At 71.4% G+C, this 16905-nt stretch carries 14 protein-coding genes; 8 read left to right on the forward strand and 6 right to left on the reverse strand.

From position 1 onward, the window contains the following. Positions 1–51 precede the first annotated feature (51 nt). Entirely contained in the window at positions 52–1068 is a 1017-nt protein-coding gene (locus tag ACZ5SK_RS22410) for a carbohydrate kinase family protein (RefSeq protein WP_334575380.1), read from the reverse strand. A gap of 126 nt (positions 1069–1194) precedes the next feature. Here ACZ5SK_RS22410 and ACZ5SK_RS22415 point away from each other — a divergent pair, with 126 nt between their 5' ends. The 4 genes from ACZ5SK_RS22415 (at position 1195) to ACZ5SK_RS22430 (ending at position 7826) form a co-directional block, all read left to right on the forward strand. Continuing rightward, on the forward strand, positions 1195–1959 hold the full coding sequence (locus tag ACZ5SK_RS22415; RefSeq protein WP_079658341.1) for a DeoR/GlpR family DNA-binding transcription regulator: 765 nt from the start codon (positions 1195–1197) through the stop codon (positions 1957–1959). Further along, a complete protein-coding gene (locus tag ACZ5SK_RS22420; protein WP_361701922.1) occupies positions 1956–3293 on the forward strand; it encodes a 6-phospho-beta-glucosidase in 1338 nt (445 codons plus the stop codon). Before ACZ5SK_RS22415 ends, ACZ5SK_RS22420 begins: the two co-directional genes overlap by 4 nt. Before the next feature lie 111 nt (positions 3294–3404). Beyond that, positions 3405–6470: an alpha-mannosidase gene (locus tag ACZ5SK_RS22425; protein ID WP_334575376.1), complete on the forward strand. Its 3066-nt coding sequence runs from the start codon at positions 3405–3407 to the stop codon at positions 6468–6470. A gap of 105 nt (positions 6471–6575) precedes the next feature. Next, positions 6576–7826 carry an alpha-L-fucosidase gene (locus ACZ5SK_RS22430; RefSeq protein WP_334575375.1) on the forward strand — a complete coding sequence of 417 codons (1251 nt, stop codon included), beginning with the start codon at positions 6576–6578 and terminating at the stop codon, positions 7824–7826. A 348-nt stretch (positions 7827–8174) separates the two neighbouring features. On the opposite strand, the gene ACZ5SK_RS22435 is transcribed toward ACZ5SK_RS22430, so the two are convergent. Next, positions 8175–9866, reverse strand: a complete 1692-nt coding sequence (locus ACZ5SK_RS22435) for a carbohydrate binding domain-containing protein (RefSeq protein WP_468576515.1) — start codon at positions 9864–9866, stop codon at positions 8175–8177. A gap of 204 nt (positions 9867–10070) precedes the next feature. Then, on the reverse strand, positions 10071–11207 hold the full coding sequence (locus ACZ5SK_RS22440) for an ATP-grasp domain-containing protein (RefSeq protein WP_334575372.1): 1137 nt from the start codon (positions 11205–11207) through the stop codon (positions 10071–10073). Positions 11208–11561: 354 nt separating this feature from the next. Between ACZ5SK_RS22440 and ACZ5SK_RS22445 the strand changes: the two genes are divergently transcribed. Continuing rightward, positions 11562–12422 (forward strand): metallophosphoesterase family protein, encoded by an 861-nt coding sequence (locus tag ACZ5SK_RS22445; protein WP_334575371.1) that lies wholly within the window; start codon positions 11562–11564, stop codon positions 12420–12422. Beyond that, on the forward strand, positions 12419–13111 hold the full coding sequence (locus ACZ5SK_RS22450; protein ID WP_334575370.1) for a 4'-phosphopantetheinyl transferase family protein: 693 nt from the start codon (positions 12419–12421) through the stop codon (positions 13109–13111). The genes ACZ5SK_RS22445 and ACZ5SK_RS22450 overlap by 4 nt, the downstream gene beginning before the upstream one ends. A gap of 32 nt (positions 13112–13143) precedes the next feature. Here the strand turns inward: ACZ5SK_RS22450 and ACZ5SK_RS22455 are convergent, their stop codons facing one another. Then, positions 13144–13404 carry a hypothetical protein gene (locus ACZ5SK_RS22455; RefSeq protein WP_334575369.1) on the reverse strand — a complete coding sequence of 87 codons (261 nt, stop codon included), beginning with the start codon at positions 13402–13404 and terminating at the stop codon, positions 13144–13146. 242 nt (positions 13405–13646) lie between these two features. Between ACZ5SK_RS22455 and ACZ5SK_RS22460 the strand changes: the two genes are divergently transcribed. After that, entirely contained in the window at positions 13647–14678 is a 1032-nt protein-coding gene (locus ACZ5SK_RS22460; protein ID WP_334575367.1) for an alpha/beta fold hydrolase, read from the forward strand. Positions 14679–14696: 18 nt separating this feature from the next. On the opposite strand, the gene ACZ5SK_RS22465 is transcribed toward ACZ5SK_RS22460, so the two are convergent. Together ACZ5SK_RS22465 and ACZ5SK_RS22470 are read right to left on the reverse strand one after the other, a co-directional pair. Next, the gene (locus tag ACZ5SK_RS22465; protein ID WP_334581084.1) at positions 14697–15227 is read right to left on the reverse strand and encodes a toxin-antitoxin system, toxin component; all 531 of its coding nucleotides are present in this window, start codon (positions 15225–15227) and stop codon (positions 14697–14699) included. Positions 15228–15259: 32 nt separating this feature from the next. Beyond that, on the reverse strand, positions 15260–15913 hold the full coding sequence (locus ACZ5SK_RS22470) for a helix-turn-helix domain-containing protein (RefSeq protein ID WP_334575366.1): 654 nt from the start codon (positions 15911–15913) through the stop codon (positions 15260–15262). Positions 15914–16141: 228 nt separating this feature from the next. Between ACZ5SK_RS22470 and ACZ5SK_RS22475 the strand changes: the two genes are divergently transcribed. Continuing rightward, positions 16142–16810 (forward strand): MmyB family transcriptional regulator, encoded by a 669-nt coding sequence (locus ACZ5SK_RS22475; protein ID WP_334575365.1) that lies wholly within the window; start codon positions 16142–16144, stop codon positions 16808–16810. Positions 16811–16905 lie beyond the last annotated feature (95 nt).

The raw sequence follows: 16905 nt of genomic DNA on the forward strand, positions 1-16905 counted from the left end.
GCCATTCGAGGGGCAAGCGTGAGGTGGTGTCGTGTTCGGGGGCGGGCGGGGTCAGAGCCGGACGGGCGGGGTGACCGGCGCGTAGTGCACGGCCGGGCCGACGTCCGCCGGGATGCGGTCGGCGAGGAAGCCGTACGTCCGCTTCAGCTCGGGGTCGGTCACCGAGCGCCACCAGCGGTCGATGCCGTACCAGCCGGGCGCGGCGAGGGCCCCGCCGTGGTGTCGCACCGAGAGCCCGGCGGACAGGACGGCGAACAGCAGCCGCTCCTCCAGCGGCCAGCCGCCCAGGGAGGCCGCGACGAAGCTCGCGCCGAACACGTCCCCGGCGCCCGTCGCGTCCAGGACGTCGACGGCGAGGGCGGGGACTCCGGCGTACTCCCCGGTCGTCTGGTCGACCGCGAGCGCGCCCTCGGCGCCCCGGGTGACCACGGCCACCGGCACCAGCTCCGCGAGCGTGCCGAGCGCGGCGACCGCGCTGTCGGTGCGGGTGTACGCCATCGCCTCGGTCTCGTTGGGGAGGAAGGCGTGGCACAGGGCGAGCTGGTCGAGGAGGTCGGTGGACCACTGCTGGGTGGGGTCCCAGCCGACGTCGGCGTAGATCTGCGTGCCGCCCGCGGCCGCCTTGGCGAGCCAGGCGCGCGGTTCGGCCTCCAGGTGCACCAGGGCCGTGCGCGCCTCGGGCGGGTCGCCCATCAGCTGGTCCTGCGAGTACGGCGGCTCCTGGCCGTGGGTGACCAGGGCCCGGTCGTGGCCGTGCGCGAGGGCGACGGTCACGGGGGTGTGCCAGCCGTCCGCCACGCGGGACAGGGCGAGGTCGACGCCCTCCTGCCCGGCCAGGACCTCCCGGCAGTGGGCGCCGTAGAAGTCGTCGCCGAAGACCGTGGCCAGCGAGGTGCGCAATCCGAAGCGGGACGCGGCCACCGCGAGGTTGGCGATGCCGCCGGGGCCGCAGCCCATGCCCGCGGTCCAGATCTCCTCGCCGGGCGTCGGCGGTTTGCCGAGCCCCGTGAGGACGAGGTCGTAGAAGAGCAGCCCGGTGAGCAGCACCTCGGGCCGGTCGTCGTCCACCGCACATCCTCTCGTCAAAACTCTTCAATTCGGTGACCGGAATCGTGCGCCCCTCGGCGAGATTGGTCAATACCTCAGCAGAACTGAGCATGGATTTGATTGAAGATGACGAGTAGTGTTCACGTCGTGCTGGCAGAACGACGACATCAACTCATCCTGCGGGCCCTGCGCTCCGGCGGTCCCGCGGCCGTGACCGATCTCTCCGAGCAGCTGGGCGTGAGCCCCGCCACGATCAGGCGTGACCTGGTCAAACTCGAGGAGGACGGCCTGCTCACCCGGGTGCACGGCGGCGCCGTCGCGGAGGAGGGCGACCAGCCCTTCGCCGAGGTCGCCGAGGTGCGCGTGGCCGAGAAGGACACGATAGCCGCGCACGCGGCGGCGATGGTCGCGGACGGCCAGTCGGTGCTCCTCGACATCGGCACCACCGCCTACCGCCTGGCCCGCCAGCTGCACGGCCGCCGCCTGACGGTGATCACCTCCAACCTGGTGGTCTACGAGGAGCTCGCCGACGACGAGGGCATCGAGCTGGTGCTGCTCGGCGGCATGGTCCGCCGCGAGTACCGCTCCCTGGTCGGCTTCCTCACCGAGGACAATCTGCGCCAGCTGCACGCCGACTGGCTCTTCCTCGGCACCAGTGGAGTGCGCCCGGCCGGGCAGGTGATGGACACGACGGTCGTCGAGGTGCCGGTGAAACGGGCCATGATCAAGGCTGGTGACAAGGTCGTCCTGCTCGCCGACTCGGCGAAGTTCCCGGGTACGGGCATGGCGAAGGTCTGCGGTCCCGAGGACCTGGACGTGGTGGTGACGGACACGCCGGTCGACCCGGTGACCCGGTCCTCCTTGGAGGAGGCGGGCGTCGAGGTGGTCGTGGCAGGAAAGGTGCGAGGTTGAAACTGACGATTCTGGGCGGCGGCGGGTTCCGGGTGCCGCTCGTGTACGGGGCGCTGCTGACGGACCGCGCCGAGGGGCGGGTCACGGAGGTCGTTCTGCACGATCTGGACGACAGCCGGCTGTATGCGGTCGCCAAGGTGCTGGAGGAACAGGCGGCCGGCGTCCCCGACGCCCCGAAGGTGACCGCCACCACCGACCTCGACGAGGCGCTGCGCGGCGCCGACTTCGTCTTCTCGGCGATCCGCGTCGGCGGCCTGGAGGGCCGCGCCCACGACGAGCGGGTGGCTCTCGCCGAGGGTGTCCTCGGCCAGGAGACGGTCGGCGCCGGCGGCATCGCCTACGGCCTGCGCACGGTCCCCGTCGCCGTCGACATCGCCCGGCGGGTGGCCCGCCTGGCCCCCGACGCCTGGGTCATCAACTTCACCAACCCGGCCGGCCTGGTCACCGAGGCCATGTCCCGCCACCTGGGCGACCGCGTCATCGGCATCTGCGACTCCCCGGTCGGCCTCGGCCGCCGGATCGCCCGCGTCCTCGGCGCGGACCCGAAGGAGGCGTGGATCGACTACGTCGGCCTCAACCACCTCGGCTGGGTCCGCGGCCTGCGCGTCGCCGGACGCGACGAACTCCCGCGGCTGCTCGCCGACCCCGACCTGCTCGGCTCCTTCGAGGAGGGCAAGCTCTTCGGCGTCGACTGGCTGCAGTCCCTCGGCGCGATCCCCAACGAGTACCTGCACTACTACTACTTCAACCGGGAAGCCGTCCGCGCCTACCAGCAGGCCGAGAAGACCCGCGGCGCCTTCCTCGCCGACCAGCAGGCCCGCTTCTACGAGGAGATGAAGCGCCCCGACGCGGCGGCCCTGACCACCTGGGACCGCACCCGCGCCGAGCGCGAGGCCACCTACATGGCCGAGAACCGGGAGACGGCCGGCGCCGGCGAACGCGACGCCGACGACCTCTCCGGTGGCTACGAGAAGGTCGCCCTCGCCCTGATGCGGGCCATCGCCCGGGACGAGCGCACGACCCTGATCCTCAACGTCCGCAACCAGGGCACCCTCTCGGTGCTCGACACCGACGCCGTCATCGAGGTGCCCTGCCTCGTCGACGCCAACGGCGCGCACCCGGTCGCCGTGGCCCCGCTGCCCGAGCACGCCACCGGCCTGGTCTGCGCGGTGAAGGGCGTCGAGCGCGAGGTGCTCGCCGCCGCCGAGTCCGGCTCCCGCACGACGGCCGTGAAGGCGTTCGCGCTGCACCCGCTGGTGGACTCGGTGAACGTGGCCCGCCGGCTGGTCGAGGGCTACACCGACGTCCACCCCGGGCTGGCGTACCTTAAGTAGGCGCCCGATAGAAAGCGCTTTCCCGCCTCTTGTTCCGCCCGGCCCCCGGCCCGGGCCTCCCCGCCCTCCCTGCCTTCCCCGCCCTCCGCGGTCCCTCTCTGGAGATTCCCCATGCATGACGAACGCCGCCGCATCGAGGAGCGCGTCGAGCGCGTCCACAACCAGCGCATCAAGCCCGCGATCTACGCGGCCACCGTGCCCTTCGAGGTCGAGGCCTGGCAGGCGCCGGGGGAGCCGGTCCCCTTCGCCGAGGCCGCGGCCGCCGCCTACGAGCCCTTCGCGATGGACACCCCCTGGGGCCCGCCCTGGGGCACCACCTGGTTCCGGATGCGCGGCCAGGTGCCCGCCGAGTGGGCCGGCAAGCGCGTCGAGGCCGTCATCGACCTCGGCTTCGTGGGCGACTGGCCCGGCAGCCAGGCCGAGGCCCTCGTCCACCGCACCGACGGGACCCCGCTGAAGGCGGTCAACCCGCTCAACCAGTACGTGCCGATCGGCAACCCGGCGACGGGCGGGGAGAGCATCGACTACCTGGTGGAGGCGGCCTCCAACCCGGACATCCTGGCGAACGACTTCGCGGGCCCGACCCCGCTGGGCGATGTGCTGACGGCGGGCGACCGTCCCCTCTACACCTTCCGCCGCGCCGACATCGCCGTCCTCGACGAGCAGGTCTGGCACCTCGACCTCGACCTCCAGGTGCTGCGCGAGCTCATGGTCCACCTCGGCGAGCACGAGCCGCGCCGCCACGAGATCATGCACGCCCTGGACCGCGCCATGGACGCCCTCGACCTGGACGACATCTCCGGCAGCGCCGCCGCCGTCCGCGAGGTCCTCGCCCCCGTCCTGGCCCGCCCCGCGCACGCCAGCGCCCACACCATCTCCGGCGTCGGCCATGCGCACATCGACTCCGCCTGGCTGTGGCCGATCCGTGAGACGAAGCGCAAGACCTCCCGCACCTTCTCCAACGTCACCTCGCTCGCCGAGGAGTACGACGACTTCATCTTCGCCTGCTCGCAGGCCCAGCAGTACGAGTGGGTGCGCGACAACTACCCGCAGGTGTGGGCGCGGATCCAGGAGTCGGTGAAGAAGGGGCAGTGGGCGCCGGTCGGCGGCATGTGGGTCGAGTCCGACGGCAACCTGCCCGGCGGCGAGGCCATCGCCCGCCAACTCGTGCACGGCAAGCGGTTCTTCATCGAGCACTTCGGCATCGAGACCAAGGGCGTCTGGCTGCCGGACTCCTTCGGCTACAACGCCGCCTACCCGCAGCTCGCCAAGCTCGCCGGCAACGAGTGGTTCCTCACCCAGAAGATCTCCTGGAACCAGACCAACAAGTTCCCCCACCACACCTTCTGGTGGGAGGGCATCGACGGCACCCGCATCTTCACGCACTTCCCGCCGGTCGACACCTACAACGCCCGGTTCAGCGGCGAGGAGATGGACCGCGCCGTGCGCAACTACGCCGAGAAGGGCGGCGGTTCGCGCTCCCTGGCCCCCTTCGGCTGGGGCGACGGCGGTGGCGGCCCCACCCGCGAGATCATGGAACGGGCGCGCAGGCTGGCCGACCTGGAAGGGTCGCCGAAGGTCGTCGTCGAGCACCCCGACGCGTTCTTCGCCAAGGCCCGCGCGGAGTACCCGGACGCGCCGGTCTGGGTCGGCGAGCTCTACCTGGAACTGCACCGCGCCACCTACACCACCCAGGCCCGCACCAAGCAGGGCAACCGGCGCAGCGAACACAAGCTGCGCGAGGCGGAGTTGTGGGCGACGACGGCCGCACTGCACGCGCCGGGGTACGCCTACCCGTACGACAAGCTCGACCGGCTGTGGAAGACGGTCCTGCTGCACCAGTTCCACGACATCCTGCCGGGCTCCTCCATCGCCTGGGTGCACCGCGAGGCGGAGGCCGAATACGCGCGTGTCGCCGGGGAACTGGAGGCGCTGACGGCGCAGGCGGTGGCCGCACTGGGCGGTGGCGACGCCCGTGTCTTCAACACCAGCCCGTACGCCCGCGCCGAGGTGGTCCGCACGCCCGAGGGCGCACCGGCGTACGTCGAGGTGCCCGCGAGCGGCAGCGCGCCGCTGGCCGGCCCGGCCGCCGCCGAACTCCCGCAGCCCGTGACGGTCGCCGGACGCATCCTCGACAACGGCCTGGTCCGGGTACAGGTCGCGGAAGACGGCACCCTGTCCTCCGTCTACGATCTGCGCTCCAGCCGCGAAGTCCTGGCCGACCCGGGCAATCTGCTGCGCCTGCACACCGACCTCCCCAACTACTGGGACGCCTGGGACATCGACAAGCACTACAAGAACCGCTACACCGACCTGCTGGAGCCGGACGCGGTGACGGTCGTGGAGGAGGACCCGCTCGTCGGCGCGATCCGGGTCACCCGTTCCTTCGGCAAGGGCTCGACCATCACCCAGACGATCACTCTGCGGGCCGGCAGCCCCCGCATCGACTTCGAGACCGACATCGACTGGCACGAGGCGGAGAAGATCCTGAAGGCGGCCTTCCCGGTCGACGTCCGGGCGCCGCACTCCTCCGCGGAGATCCAGTTCGGCCACATCCAGCGCCCCACCCACACCAACACCAGCTGGGAGGCGGCCCGGTTCGAGGTCTCCGGCCACCGCTGGGTGCACATCGGCGAGCCCGGCTACGGCGTCGCGGTCATCAACGACTCGACCTACGGCCACGACGTCTCACGCACGGTCCGCGAGGACGGCGGTACGACGACCACGGTCGCCCTGAGCCTGGTCCGCGCCCCGCGCGTGCCCGACCCCGAGGCCGACCAGGGCCGGCACCGCTTCACCTACGCGCTGCTGCCCGGCGCGAGCATCGAGGACGCGGTCGCCGAAGGCTACGCCCTCAACCTTCCGCTGCGCGTGGCGGACGCGGCGGGCGCGCCCGAACCGGTCGTCTCGGTGGCCGGCGACGGCATCACCGTCGAGGCGGTGAAACTCGCCGACGACGAGTCCGGCGACGTAGTCGTCCGGCTCTACGAGTCCCGCGGCGGCCGGGCCACCGGCGCCCTGCGCACGGGCTTCCCGCTCGCCGGCGCGCAGATCACCGACCTGCTGGAGCGGCCCCTGGAGCCGGCGACCGTCGGTGCCGACGGCGCCGTCGACGTCGTCCTGCGCCCCTTCCAGATCCTGACGCTCCGTCTGGAACGCGCCGCCACCGGCCGTTAGCAACGGCCCCTCGTGGGCGGGCCCGCGATCTGGCACCAGGCAGCACGCCACACCGCGCGCCCGCCCCCGACCCCGAAGTGCCCTGCCCTGCGGAGGAGTTCAGCCGTGCCCATGCAACCCTGGTTCACCGACGCCAAGTTGGGGATCTTCGTCCACTGGGGGATCTACGCCGTCGACGGCGTCCAGGAGTCCTGGTCGTTCTACGACGACATCGTGCCGCACGACCAGTACATGTCCCAACTCGACCGTTTCACCGGCGCCCACTACGACCCGCGCGCCTGGGCCGACCTGTTCGCCCGGGCGGGCGCCGGGTACGCCGTCCTGACCAGCCGCCACCACGACGGCGTCGCCCTGTGGGACACCGCCTACGGGAACCTCAACCTGGGCCGCGACTACCTCACCGGCTACGCCGACGCCCTGCGCGAGAAGGGCCTCAAGGTCGGCCTGTACTACTCGCACTCCGACTGGAACCACCCCGACTACGCCACCACCCGCAAGCCGGGCCGCCCGCCGGAGATGGAGGACAACCGCTACTCCGAGTGCTCGGCCGAGGACGAGGACCTGGTGGCCTGGGAGCGGTTCATCGCCTACCGGGACGGCCAGATCACCGAGTTGGCCTCCCGCTACCGGCCCGACCTCATGTGGTTCGACGGCGAGTGGGACCGCAGCGAGGAGCAGTGGCGCATCAAGGAACTCGCCGCGCTGATCCGCTCGTACTCCCCGGACGTCGTCTTCAACGCCCGCATGCTCAGCGAGGGCGACTACGCCACCCCCGAACAGGGCGCGCCCATCGAACCCCCGCCCGGGCCCTGGGAGTTGTGCCTCACCATCAACGACTCGTGGGGGTACCGACACCACGACCAGAACCACAAGTCGCTCACCCAGCTGGTCCGCTACTTCACGGAGACCATCGGGGGCGGCGGCAATCTGCTGCTCGACGTCGGCCCGATGGAGGACGGCACCATCCCGCAGCCGCAGGTCGAGCGCCTCGAAGGGCTGGGGGAGTGGATCCGCACACACGCGGAGGCCGTGTACGGGACCGTGCGGGGGCTCCCGGCCGGGCACCACTACGGGCCGAGCACCCTGTCCGCCGACCGCCGCACGCTCTACCTCACGCTGTTCGACATCCCGCGCTCCGAGATCGGTGTGCGGGGTCTGGTCACGCCGGTCCGCAGGGTCACAGTGCTCGGCACCGGAACGGAACTGGCCCACCGCGTGATCGGCGGGCTGCACGAGGCCGTCGGCGTGCTGTGGATCGACCCCCCGGCGGGGTCCGACCTCGACCCGCACGCCACGGTGCTCGCGGTGGAGCTGGAGGGCGAACTGGAGCTGTACCGGGGGTCGGGACGCTTCTGAGACGGCCGCGAGGCGAACCGGCTGCAAGGCGAACCGGCTGCAAGGCGAATCGGCTGCGAGGCGAATCGGGGGAGAGGGGACATGCGTTCGGGTCGGTCGGTCGCTCCCCGTGACAGCGGCCGACCGACCCGATCCCCCGATCCCCCGTTCCCCCGGGAATCCCCCGTCGATTCCCGTTCTTCCCCCGTCGATCCCTGTGCTTCCCCCCGGGCCCCGGCGCTTCCCCCAAGCTCCCCCCGTAGGGCCCTTCACCCTTAAGAGCAGCCACCCCGCGTCCTGATACACCTTCCGCGAAAGAAAGTCCCCCGGACCACAATCCGGGGGACTTTCGTTTCGCTTCCGAGGAGCTCAGCCCGTGAAGCCGGCCGTGATGGAGGTGAACTGCCAGGTGCTCTGGCTGATGCCGGAGCAGTTGCTCACCACACCCCCGCCCGGGCACGGCCGGTCGCGGTTGACGGCCCAGTAGGCGAGTCGCGCGATGTGGTGGCTGTTGCTCCAGTCACGGATCTGCGTCCAGATCGCCGGAGTGGTGTTCTCCTGCTGGTCGGACAGGCCGTTCATGCCGGAGATGCCGATGTGGGCGTAGGCCGTCGCGTCGTCCCACCCGAAGGTGGACTTCAGCTTGGTCTTCAACCCCTCCGTCGCGTTCACGGTGTTGCCGTACATGTCCCCACCGCCGCCGAAGTCGAACGGCATGATGGTGAAGACGTCGATGTCGGCGCCGAGCGACTTGGCCTGCTCGATGAGGCGGTTGCCGTAGTACGTCGGCCCGGTGGTGGAGGTCCCGAAGGTCACGATGGTCTTCAGGCCCGGGTTGTTGGCCTTGACCGTCTTCAGCGCGGTGAGGATCCGCGCCTGCACGGCCTCGTTCTCGAACTCGTCCGTGTTCTCGATGTCCATGTCGATCGCCTTGAGGGAGTAGGCGTCGATCACCTTCTGCAGCGCGGCCGCGAGCGCGCTCGCCGAGGAGCAGTTGGCGCCGAGCTTGCTGCCCTGCCAGCCGCCGAACGACGGCACGATGTCACCGCCCGCCGAGCGGACCTGGTTGATCACGCTCTGGTCGACCCCGCCGGTCAGCGGACGGTTGCCGTCCCACATCGGGTTGCAGCCGCCGCCGTCGAGCACGAACGCCATCGTGAACCACTTGACGCCGGTGGAGCTCATCACCGTCGACACGTTCGGCGGGTCTCCCCAGCCCTCGAACAGATAGGGCGCGGCCTGCTTGAACCCGGTCCCGCCGCCGCTGCCCGCGTTCGTCGTCACGGACACCGCGTTGGAGGCCGCGGAGACGTTCCCGGCCGCGTCGCGGGCCTTCACGGTGAAGGTGTATCCGGTGCTCGCGGACAGCCCGCTGACCGTCGCGGACGTCCCCGACACGGTGAGCACCCGCGCGGACCCGCTGTAGACGTCGTACGCCGTGACGCCCACGTTGTCGGTCGAGGCGTTCCATGCCAGGGACACGCTGGAGGACGTCTTGCCGGTCGAGGTCAGCTGGCCGGGCGCCGTCGGCGCCTGCGTGTCCGTGCCGCCGCCCCCGCCGCCGGGCCCGTCGAGACTGATGTCGTCGGCGTAGTAGGAGCCCTGCGCGTACCAGCCGTGGACATAGATCGTGGCGCTGGTCTGCGAGGCCCCGGTGGTGAAGGACACCGACAACTGGCTGTACGCCGACGGCGACGTCGTCCAGGTGGAGGCTCCGCCGTCGACGCCGAGGTAGACGTAGGAGCCGCGCACCCAGCCGGTCAGCGCGTAGGTGGTGTTCGGCTGGACGGAGACGGTCTGGCTGCACTGGGCGTTGTCGCTCGAACTCACCGCCCCCGTAAGGGACTTGGATCCGCCGTGTACGGGGGAGGAGACGACCGAGCCGAGGTTTCCGGTACAGGACCAGGGCGAGAGGGCGCCCGACTCGAAACCGGGGTTGGTGAGGACGTTGGCCGCCTGGGCGGTACCCGGCAGGGCCACGGCCCCGGCGAGGGCGAGCCCGGCGGTGCCGAGCAGGGCGAGGAGTCGACGCCATGGGCGTCCGAGCGGTGTGCTGCGCACGCGATCTCCCTGAAGGAATGGGGGTGTTCGGGAGTGCAGGGGAGTGCAGGGGGAGTGCAAGGGGGTGCGCAACAAAGTTGGTATGGACCAATCCGCCTGTCAAGGTGACGGGCAGAATTGGTCCATACCGGTGAGCTGTTCGGGTTTCAGGGGACGAGAGCAACCGCGCGATCAACCGCAACCGGGCCGCACCCGGCCGACAGGCTAAAGCGGCAGTGCCTGCGCCGCGCTCGCGGGGGCGACCTCGACGGAGTCGGCGGGCGCGGGCGCGGCCGGCAGCAACGGCTCGGTGTCCTCGACCCGCTGATGCGGCAGCGACACCGCGCGGAGCTGCCGAGGACCCGACACCACCGTGTAGTCCTGCCCCAGGAACGGCGGCACGATCTCGCCCGGGTCCTCGCCGAGCGCCAACTGCACTGCCGCCCAAGGCGCGTTGACGCCGCACAGGGACAGCTGGTGCAGCCCGCCGGCCGGACGGGTGTTGACGTCCATCAGGACCGGCCGGTCGCCGAACATCCGGAACTGGATGTTGGACAGGTAGTGCAGCCCGAAGCCCTCGGCGATGAGCCGCGCCGGCTCCAGCCACTGCTCGTGCAGCGTGAAGCCCCGACGGCGGCCGTTCTTCGTCCGGCCGATGGCCATCCGCAGGACGTTGTCGGGGCCCGTGAGGCAGTCCACGGACACCTCCGGCTGCTCCAGGCGCGGCATGACCAGCCAGTCGACCGGCTCCTCCGCCCGCTTCAACGCCTCGACCACCATGTCCAGTTGGACATACGGGCTCGGGAACCCGCTGAGGTGGGTGAGCGAGAAGGGGGTGTGCGTGATCACCCGGAAGCCCACCCCGCCCGCGCCGGACGCGGGCTTGAAGCACGCCTTGTGTCCGGCCTCCTCCAACTCCTTGACGGCGACGACGAGTTCGTCGGCCGTGCGGACCCGGAACCACGGCGGCACGGGGACCCCGATCGCCTGTACGGCCTCGTACGCGATCACCTTGTCGTGGAAGACGGCGACGGCCTCCGGCGGCGGCGCGAGCAGCGCGGTGCCGACCGCCTCGAAGTCGGCGCGGTGCGCGACGATCGCCTCCTGGTGCAGCCGGGGCACGAACACGTCGATGCTCCGGCGTTTGCACTGGGCGAGCGCGTACTCGACGTACGCGGCGGGGGAGAGGCCCTCCGGCTCCAGCTCGGCGGTGTCGGCGGCGGCCAGGACGGGGGAGTCGGCGTCACCGTGCGTGGCGTGGATCTCCACGGCCCGGTCGCTGGGATTTCGTCGCAGCTGATCCGTGAAGAACACGTTCTCCGCGTACGTGCGGTTGAGCCAGACGCGTACGCGAGAGACCATGCGAGGCCGCCTTTCACGGTTCGCGGGCAGGGCGAAGCAAGCCCGGCCCGGGCAGGGGGAATGGTGGGTCACCAAACCGCCCTGCGTGAAGGGACGTCCATGGCGGTGGTGTTGGGGCGATCATACGGCTTCCGAGGGGTGCGGCGTGCAACACGCGTGTTACGGAATTTCCGATCTTGTTCACGTGGGGCGCTCGTTCGGTGTAGAAGCGCCCGCTGCGGCGCAGGTGGAGCCGGGTGCCGGCCCCGAGGGCGACCCGATTCGACCTTGTCCGCCACGCGTGAATGTGTTCTCGTGGTGGCACTGGTGTGTTCGTGAGCATACGGAGCGTGGACTTGTGAGCGGGGGCGGAAGGTGACGTCGACGGCCGGTGGCGCCGGACAACTGCTGGCGATCAGCGATCTGCACATCGGATATCCGGAGAACCGGGCCCTGGTCGAGGCCATGGCCCCGGAGTCGGACGAGGACTGGTTACTCGTCGCCGGTGACGTCTCGGAGAACGTGGCCGACATCCGCTGGACGCTGAAGACGCTTGCGAGCCGCTTCCGCAAGGTCGTCTGGGCGCCCGGCAACCACGAGCTGTGGACCCACCCCAGCGACCCGGTCACCCTGCGCGGCGTCGCCCGCTACGAACACCTCGTCGAGGTCTGCCGCGACCTGGGGGTGACGACGCCGGAGGACCCCTACCCGGTGTGGGAGGGCCCGGGCGGTCCGGTGGCCGTCGCACCGCTGTTCCTGCTGTACGACTACTCCTTCCTCCCGGCCGGCTGTACGACCAAGGAGGAGGGGCTGGCCTACGCGCACAGCACCGGCGTCGTCTGCAACGACGAGTACCTGCTGCACCCCGACCCCTACCCGAGCCGTGAGGCCTGGTGCCGGGCCCGCGTCGCCGAGACCGAACGGCGGCTCGCCGAGATCCCCGACGACCTGCCCGTCGTCCCCGTCAACCACTACCCCCTGCACCGGCACCCGATGGACGTCCTGTGGTACCCCGAGTTCGCCATGTGGTGCGGCACCGGGCTGACCGCCGACTGGCACCGCCGGTTCCGGATCGAGACCATGGTCTACGGCCACCTCCACATACCGCGGACCACCTGGCACGAGGGCGTCCGCTTCGAGGAGGTGTCGGTGGGCTACCCCCGCGAATGGCGCAAGCGGCCGCAGCCCCCGGGCCGGCTGCGGCGCATCCTGCCCCAGGAGGCCGAGGCCAAGTGATCGACGAACTGTTGCCGGCGTCGGTGGTGGCGGTGGAGGCCTTCGGGGAGGAGGGCGTCCGCGAGTTCGAGGACGCGCCGCTGTACCCGCAGGAGGAGGCGCTGATGGTGCGGGCGGTCGACAAACGCCGCCGCGAGTTCACCGTCGTACGCTCCTGCGCGCGGCGTGCCATGGAGAAGCTCGGCGTGCCCCCGCAGCCCCTGCTGCCGGGCGAGCGCGGCGCCCCGCAGTGGCCGCAGGGCCTGCGGGGCAGCATGACCCACTGCGAGGGCTACTGCGCCGCCGCCCTGGTCCGGGCCGGCGATCTGGCCTCCGTCGGCATCGACGCCGAACCCCACGCGCCCCTCCCCGAGGGCGTCCTGTCCGCCGTCGCCCTGCCCGCCGAGGCGGAGCGGCTCGGCCGGCTGGCCGCGGACCGCCCCGAGGTGCACTGGGACCGGCTCCTGTTCAGCGCCAAGGAGTCCGTCTACAAGGCGTGGTTCCCCCTCACCCGTAAGTGGCTCGACTTCAGCGAGGCCGACATCGACCTCACCCCCGTCGGCCCCGCGGGCCGCTCGTACGGGGCCTTCCGGGCCCGGCTGCTGGTGCCCGGACCGATGGTCGGCGGCCACCGGCTCGGGCACTTCGACGGCCGCTGGACCGTGCAGCGGGGGCTGGTGGCCACGGCGATCGCCGTCCGGCACACCTGAGGGCCCGCACGCGCCGGCTCAGGTGCGGGCGGTCAGGGGCCGGGGTACCAGCTGTGCAGCAGCCGGAAGAACTCCTCCTCGTTGCCCGCCAGACCCGCGTCCGCCAGAGCCTGCTCCGCCTCGGCCAGGACGGCGGGCGGCACCATCGGCGGCAGCCGGTCGTGCGCCGGGCCCGAGCCGCCGACGCCCTCGCCGCTCCCCTCGTCGCCGAAGGCGGCGCGTACGGTGTGCAGCAGCCGCAGGTAGGCCTGTACGGCGGTGCGCTCGCGGTCGGTCAGTACAGCTGTGGGCATCGGTCGGCTCTCCCCGTGTCGGCGTCGTCTCCCCCGCGCCCCTGACGGCGCGTACGCCCCTGTGCGGCGGCGCACTTTCCAGCTTGCCGCCCACCACTGACAATCCGGCCTCGTCCGGGCACGGTTCGCCCGCTTAGCCGAGGCGAAACCTCCTCGAAATCCCCTGACGGAAAGCGGTCCTACCCTGGTGTGAACGGCTTTCGGCGGACCGCCTACGGCCAACGACCGAGGGAGGCGAGCGGATGGTCGACGTCCCCCGGCGGCGCCCGGCGCGCGCCGCCCGACTGCGCCCGGTGGGCGACTCAGAGCTGGAGTTGCAGTACCGGGTCGTGCACGGCTACCGGCGCGCCTTCCGGATGGCCGGCCAGGGCCCGGCGCTGGTCCTCATCCACGGCATCGGCGACTCCTCGCAGACCTGGGCCGGGCTGATCCCCGACCTCGCCCGCAACCACACCGTCATCGCCCCCGACCTCCTCGGTCACGGCGACTCCGACAAACCGCGCGCCGACTACTCGGTGGCCGCGTACGCCAACGGGCTGCGCGATCTGCTCAGCACGCTCGGCGTCGAGTCGGCGACCCTGGTCGGGCACTCGTTCGGCGGGGGAGTGGCGATGCAGTTCGCCTACCAGTTCCCCGAGCGCACCGAACGGCTGGTCCTCGTCAGCGCGGGCGGAGTCGGCCGGGAGGTCAACCCCGCGCTACGGCTGGTCTCCCTGCCGGGCGCTCATCTGGCGCTCTCCGCGCTGCGGTTGCCGGGAGCCAGACTTCAAGTCGGCTTTGTCATAGGGTTGATGAAGCTGCTGGACACCGATCTCGGCCAGGACGCCCCCGACTTGCTCCACCTCGTCGACGCGCTGCCGGACGAGACGTCGCGCAGCGCCTTCATCCGCACCCTGCGCGCGGTCGTCGACTGGCGCGGTCAGGTCGTGACCATGCTCGACCGCTGCTATCTGACGGCCGGGATGCCGACGATGCTGCTGTGGGGAGACCGGGACAGCGTGGTGCCGGTGCGGCACGCGTACGGCGCCCACGAGGCGATGCCGGGCAGCCGGCTGGAGATCTTCGAGGGGGCCGGTCACTTCCCGTTCCACAGCGACCCCGCCCGATTCCGGGCGCTCGTCGAGGAGTTCATCCGCACCACGGCCCCGGCCGACTGGAGCCGCGAACGCTGGCGGGCACTTCTGCGCGAGGGCCGCCCCGCGACGGGGGCGACGGGCCGGGCGGACGGCACCGCACGCGCCGTGCGGGAGGCCGGCGAGCGCAGCGCGACCTGAGCGCACCGTGCGGGGGTCTCAGTTCTGCGGGCCCCGATACCCCAGCGACGCTTCGATGCGACCCGCCAGGTGGTCCCGCTGGCCGCGACCGCGGGAGGTCGAACCGGCCAGCCAGGTAAGGCACTTGCTCGCCAGCAGCAGGCCGAAGCTCTCCGCCTGCTTCTCGTCGGCCAGGTCGAAACGGGTGCGGGCGGCGACACTGCGGACCGTCGCCTGGAGATCCGCCCCGTCGGCCAGTAAACGGGCCGCGACCGCGGCGCCCTCGACGTGGTGACTGCAGTGGCCCGCCTTCATGTGCCACAGCTCATGGCCCAGGATCACCAACTGGTGCTCGGGCGCGGTGCGTTCCTCGATGACCACGAGGTCCTGGTCGGCCATGTCGAGCCACAGCCCGCTGGCCGTGTCGGCGGGGAAGGCGGCCATGCGGAAGTGGACGGGGCGGCCACGCCGTCTGCTCATCCCGTCGCACAGAGCCGTGTACAGCTCGGCCGGCGCGGCCGGGGCCGAGAGGGTCAGTTCCGCGACCAGTTCGCCGCTGAGGCGGCGCATTTCCTTGGCGATGCTCACAGTTCTCCCCCGGATCACGACTCGGGCCGCTTCACGCTCTCCAGGAGCATGTCCAGCCACTCGGCGACCTTGTCGCGGTGCTGGTCGGTGGGCAGCTGGGCGGCCCGCCACGCGATCCCGCGCACGCCGTGGTCCTGCAACAGCCGCTCCAGCGGGTCCGCGACGGCCGCGGCCGCCTCCCGCGCGGCGAGCTTCTGGAGCAGCTCCTGCTCGATGTGCTGCAGGGCCCCCGCGAGCGCCTCCGGGTCCTCGGCCGTGAGGAATCCGGCGTGCACCCGGAAGAAGCGCTGGAGGGCGTCGCAGTGCTCCATCGTGGGGCGCCGGTCGCCGTTGATGAGGGCGCCCGCCTGCTGGCGCGACATGCCGGCGCCGTCGGCGATCTCCTGCTGGGTGTACTTGCGGCCGTTCGGCTTGAGCCGCGTACGGCGCAGCAGGTCCAGACGTTGCAGGAAACGGGCCTGCACATCGGGCTCACCGGCGGGCCGGCCGCTCAGCAGGGCCTTGACCACGGACTCCGGGACCCCGGAGGCGACGGACAGTCGCCCGGTGCCGAAGACCTCCACGTGCGGCACGCCGAGCCGGTCGGCGAGCGCGGCGACACGGGCGACGACGGCCGACAGCAGCACCGTCGCCGTGGCGCCCGGAACCTCGAAGCCATCCTCCGCCACCGACAGGTCTCCTAGGTCTCTCACGTCCCTCACACAGGCATGGACGGTCGCCTGAACTGCGTGGAGAGTAACCGGTCTTTCGAACTCACATCCAGGTCTCGCCACAACTGTGGCCAATTTCAGCCGTCAACGAGCATGGAATGCCACGATAGTTGACATGCCTCGCGTCGGGGCAGCAGGATCGGGGCGCCGCGTGAAGGCCGCATAGGCAAGAGGGGTGACCTCCCGATGGCACATCAGGCAGGAGAGCAGCGGTCCGTGCCGCGGCCCGTCCCCGAGAGTCCCGAGGCCCGGGCGTATCTGCAGGACTACGCCGCATACCTGGAGGCCGTCCCCTTCCCGTCCGTCGTCCTCGACCACCGCTGGGACGTGCTGCAGTCCAACGCCGCTTTCGCGTCACTTTTCCGGGACGTGAGCCCGCATCCGACGGCCCTGCCAGGCGACAACTTCATGCGGTTCGTCCTTTTTCATCCGGACGCGTCCTCGGTTCTCGGCGATCACGAGGCCCGCTGGTGCCTGCCGATGCTCGCCTGTTTCGCGGCGGCGGTGGAGCGGCAGGGCCAGGACCATGTGCTGCAGGCGATCCGCCGCGAGATAGCCGCGGACCCGATCATGGAGGCCGCCTACCGGCAGGGCCTGCCGCACTGGATCCGCGCGGTCGGCGCGGAGGCCGTCGAGCACGACGGGACCGTCCGCCCCCTCCTGCACCCCGACCCGCGCTGGGGCGCCACCGAGTGCCGCATCATCGGCGACACCCCGAGGACGCTGCAGGACATGGGGTACACACGGCTGACGATGGTGCTGCGCGACACCCGTCCGGCGTTCGTACCGCGCAGGACGCGCCCCGCGCGCCGCACCGCGAGCCATCTCAGCGTGGTCCCGCCCCTCGAGGCCTGAGCGCCTCCGGGGCCCGAGCGACCCCGAGGCCGACCGGGCACCGTCGACGTTCAGGTCGCCGACGGCGCCCTGGTCGGCCCGGCCGGGCTCGCCGG

Source organism: Streptomyces sp. NPDC031474, assembly GCF_055581185.1.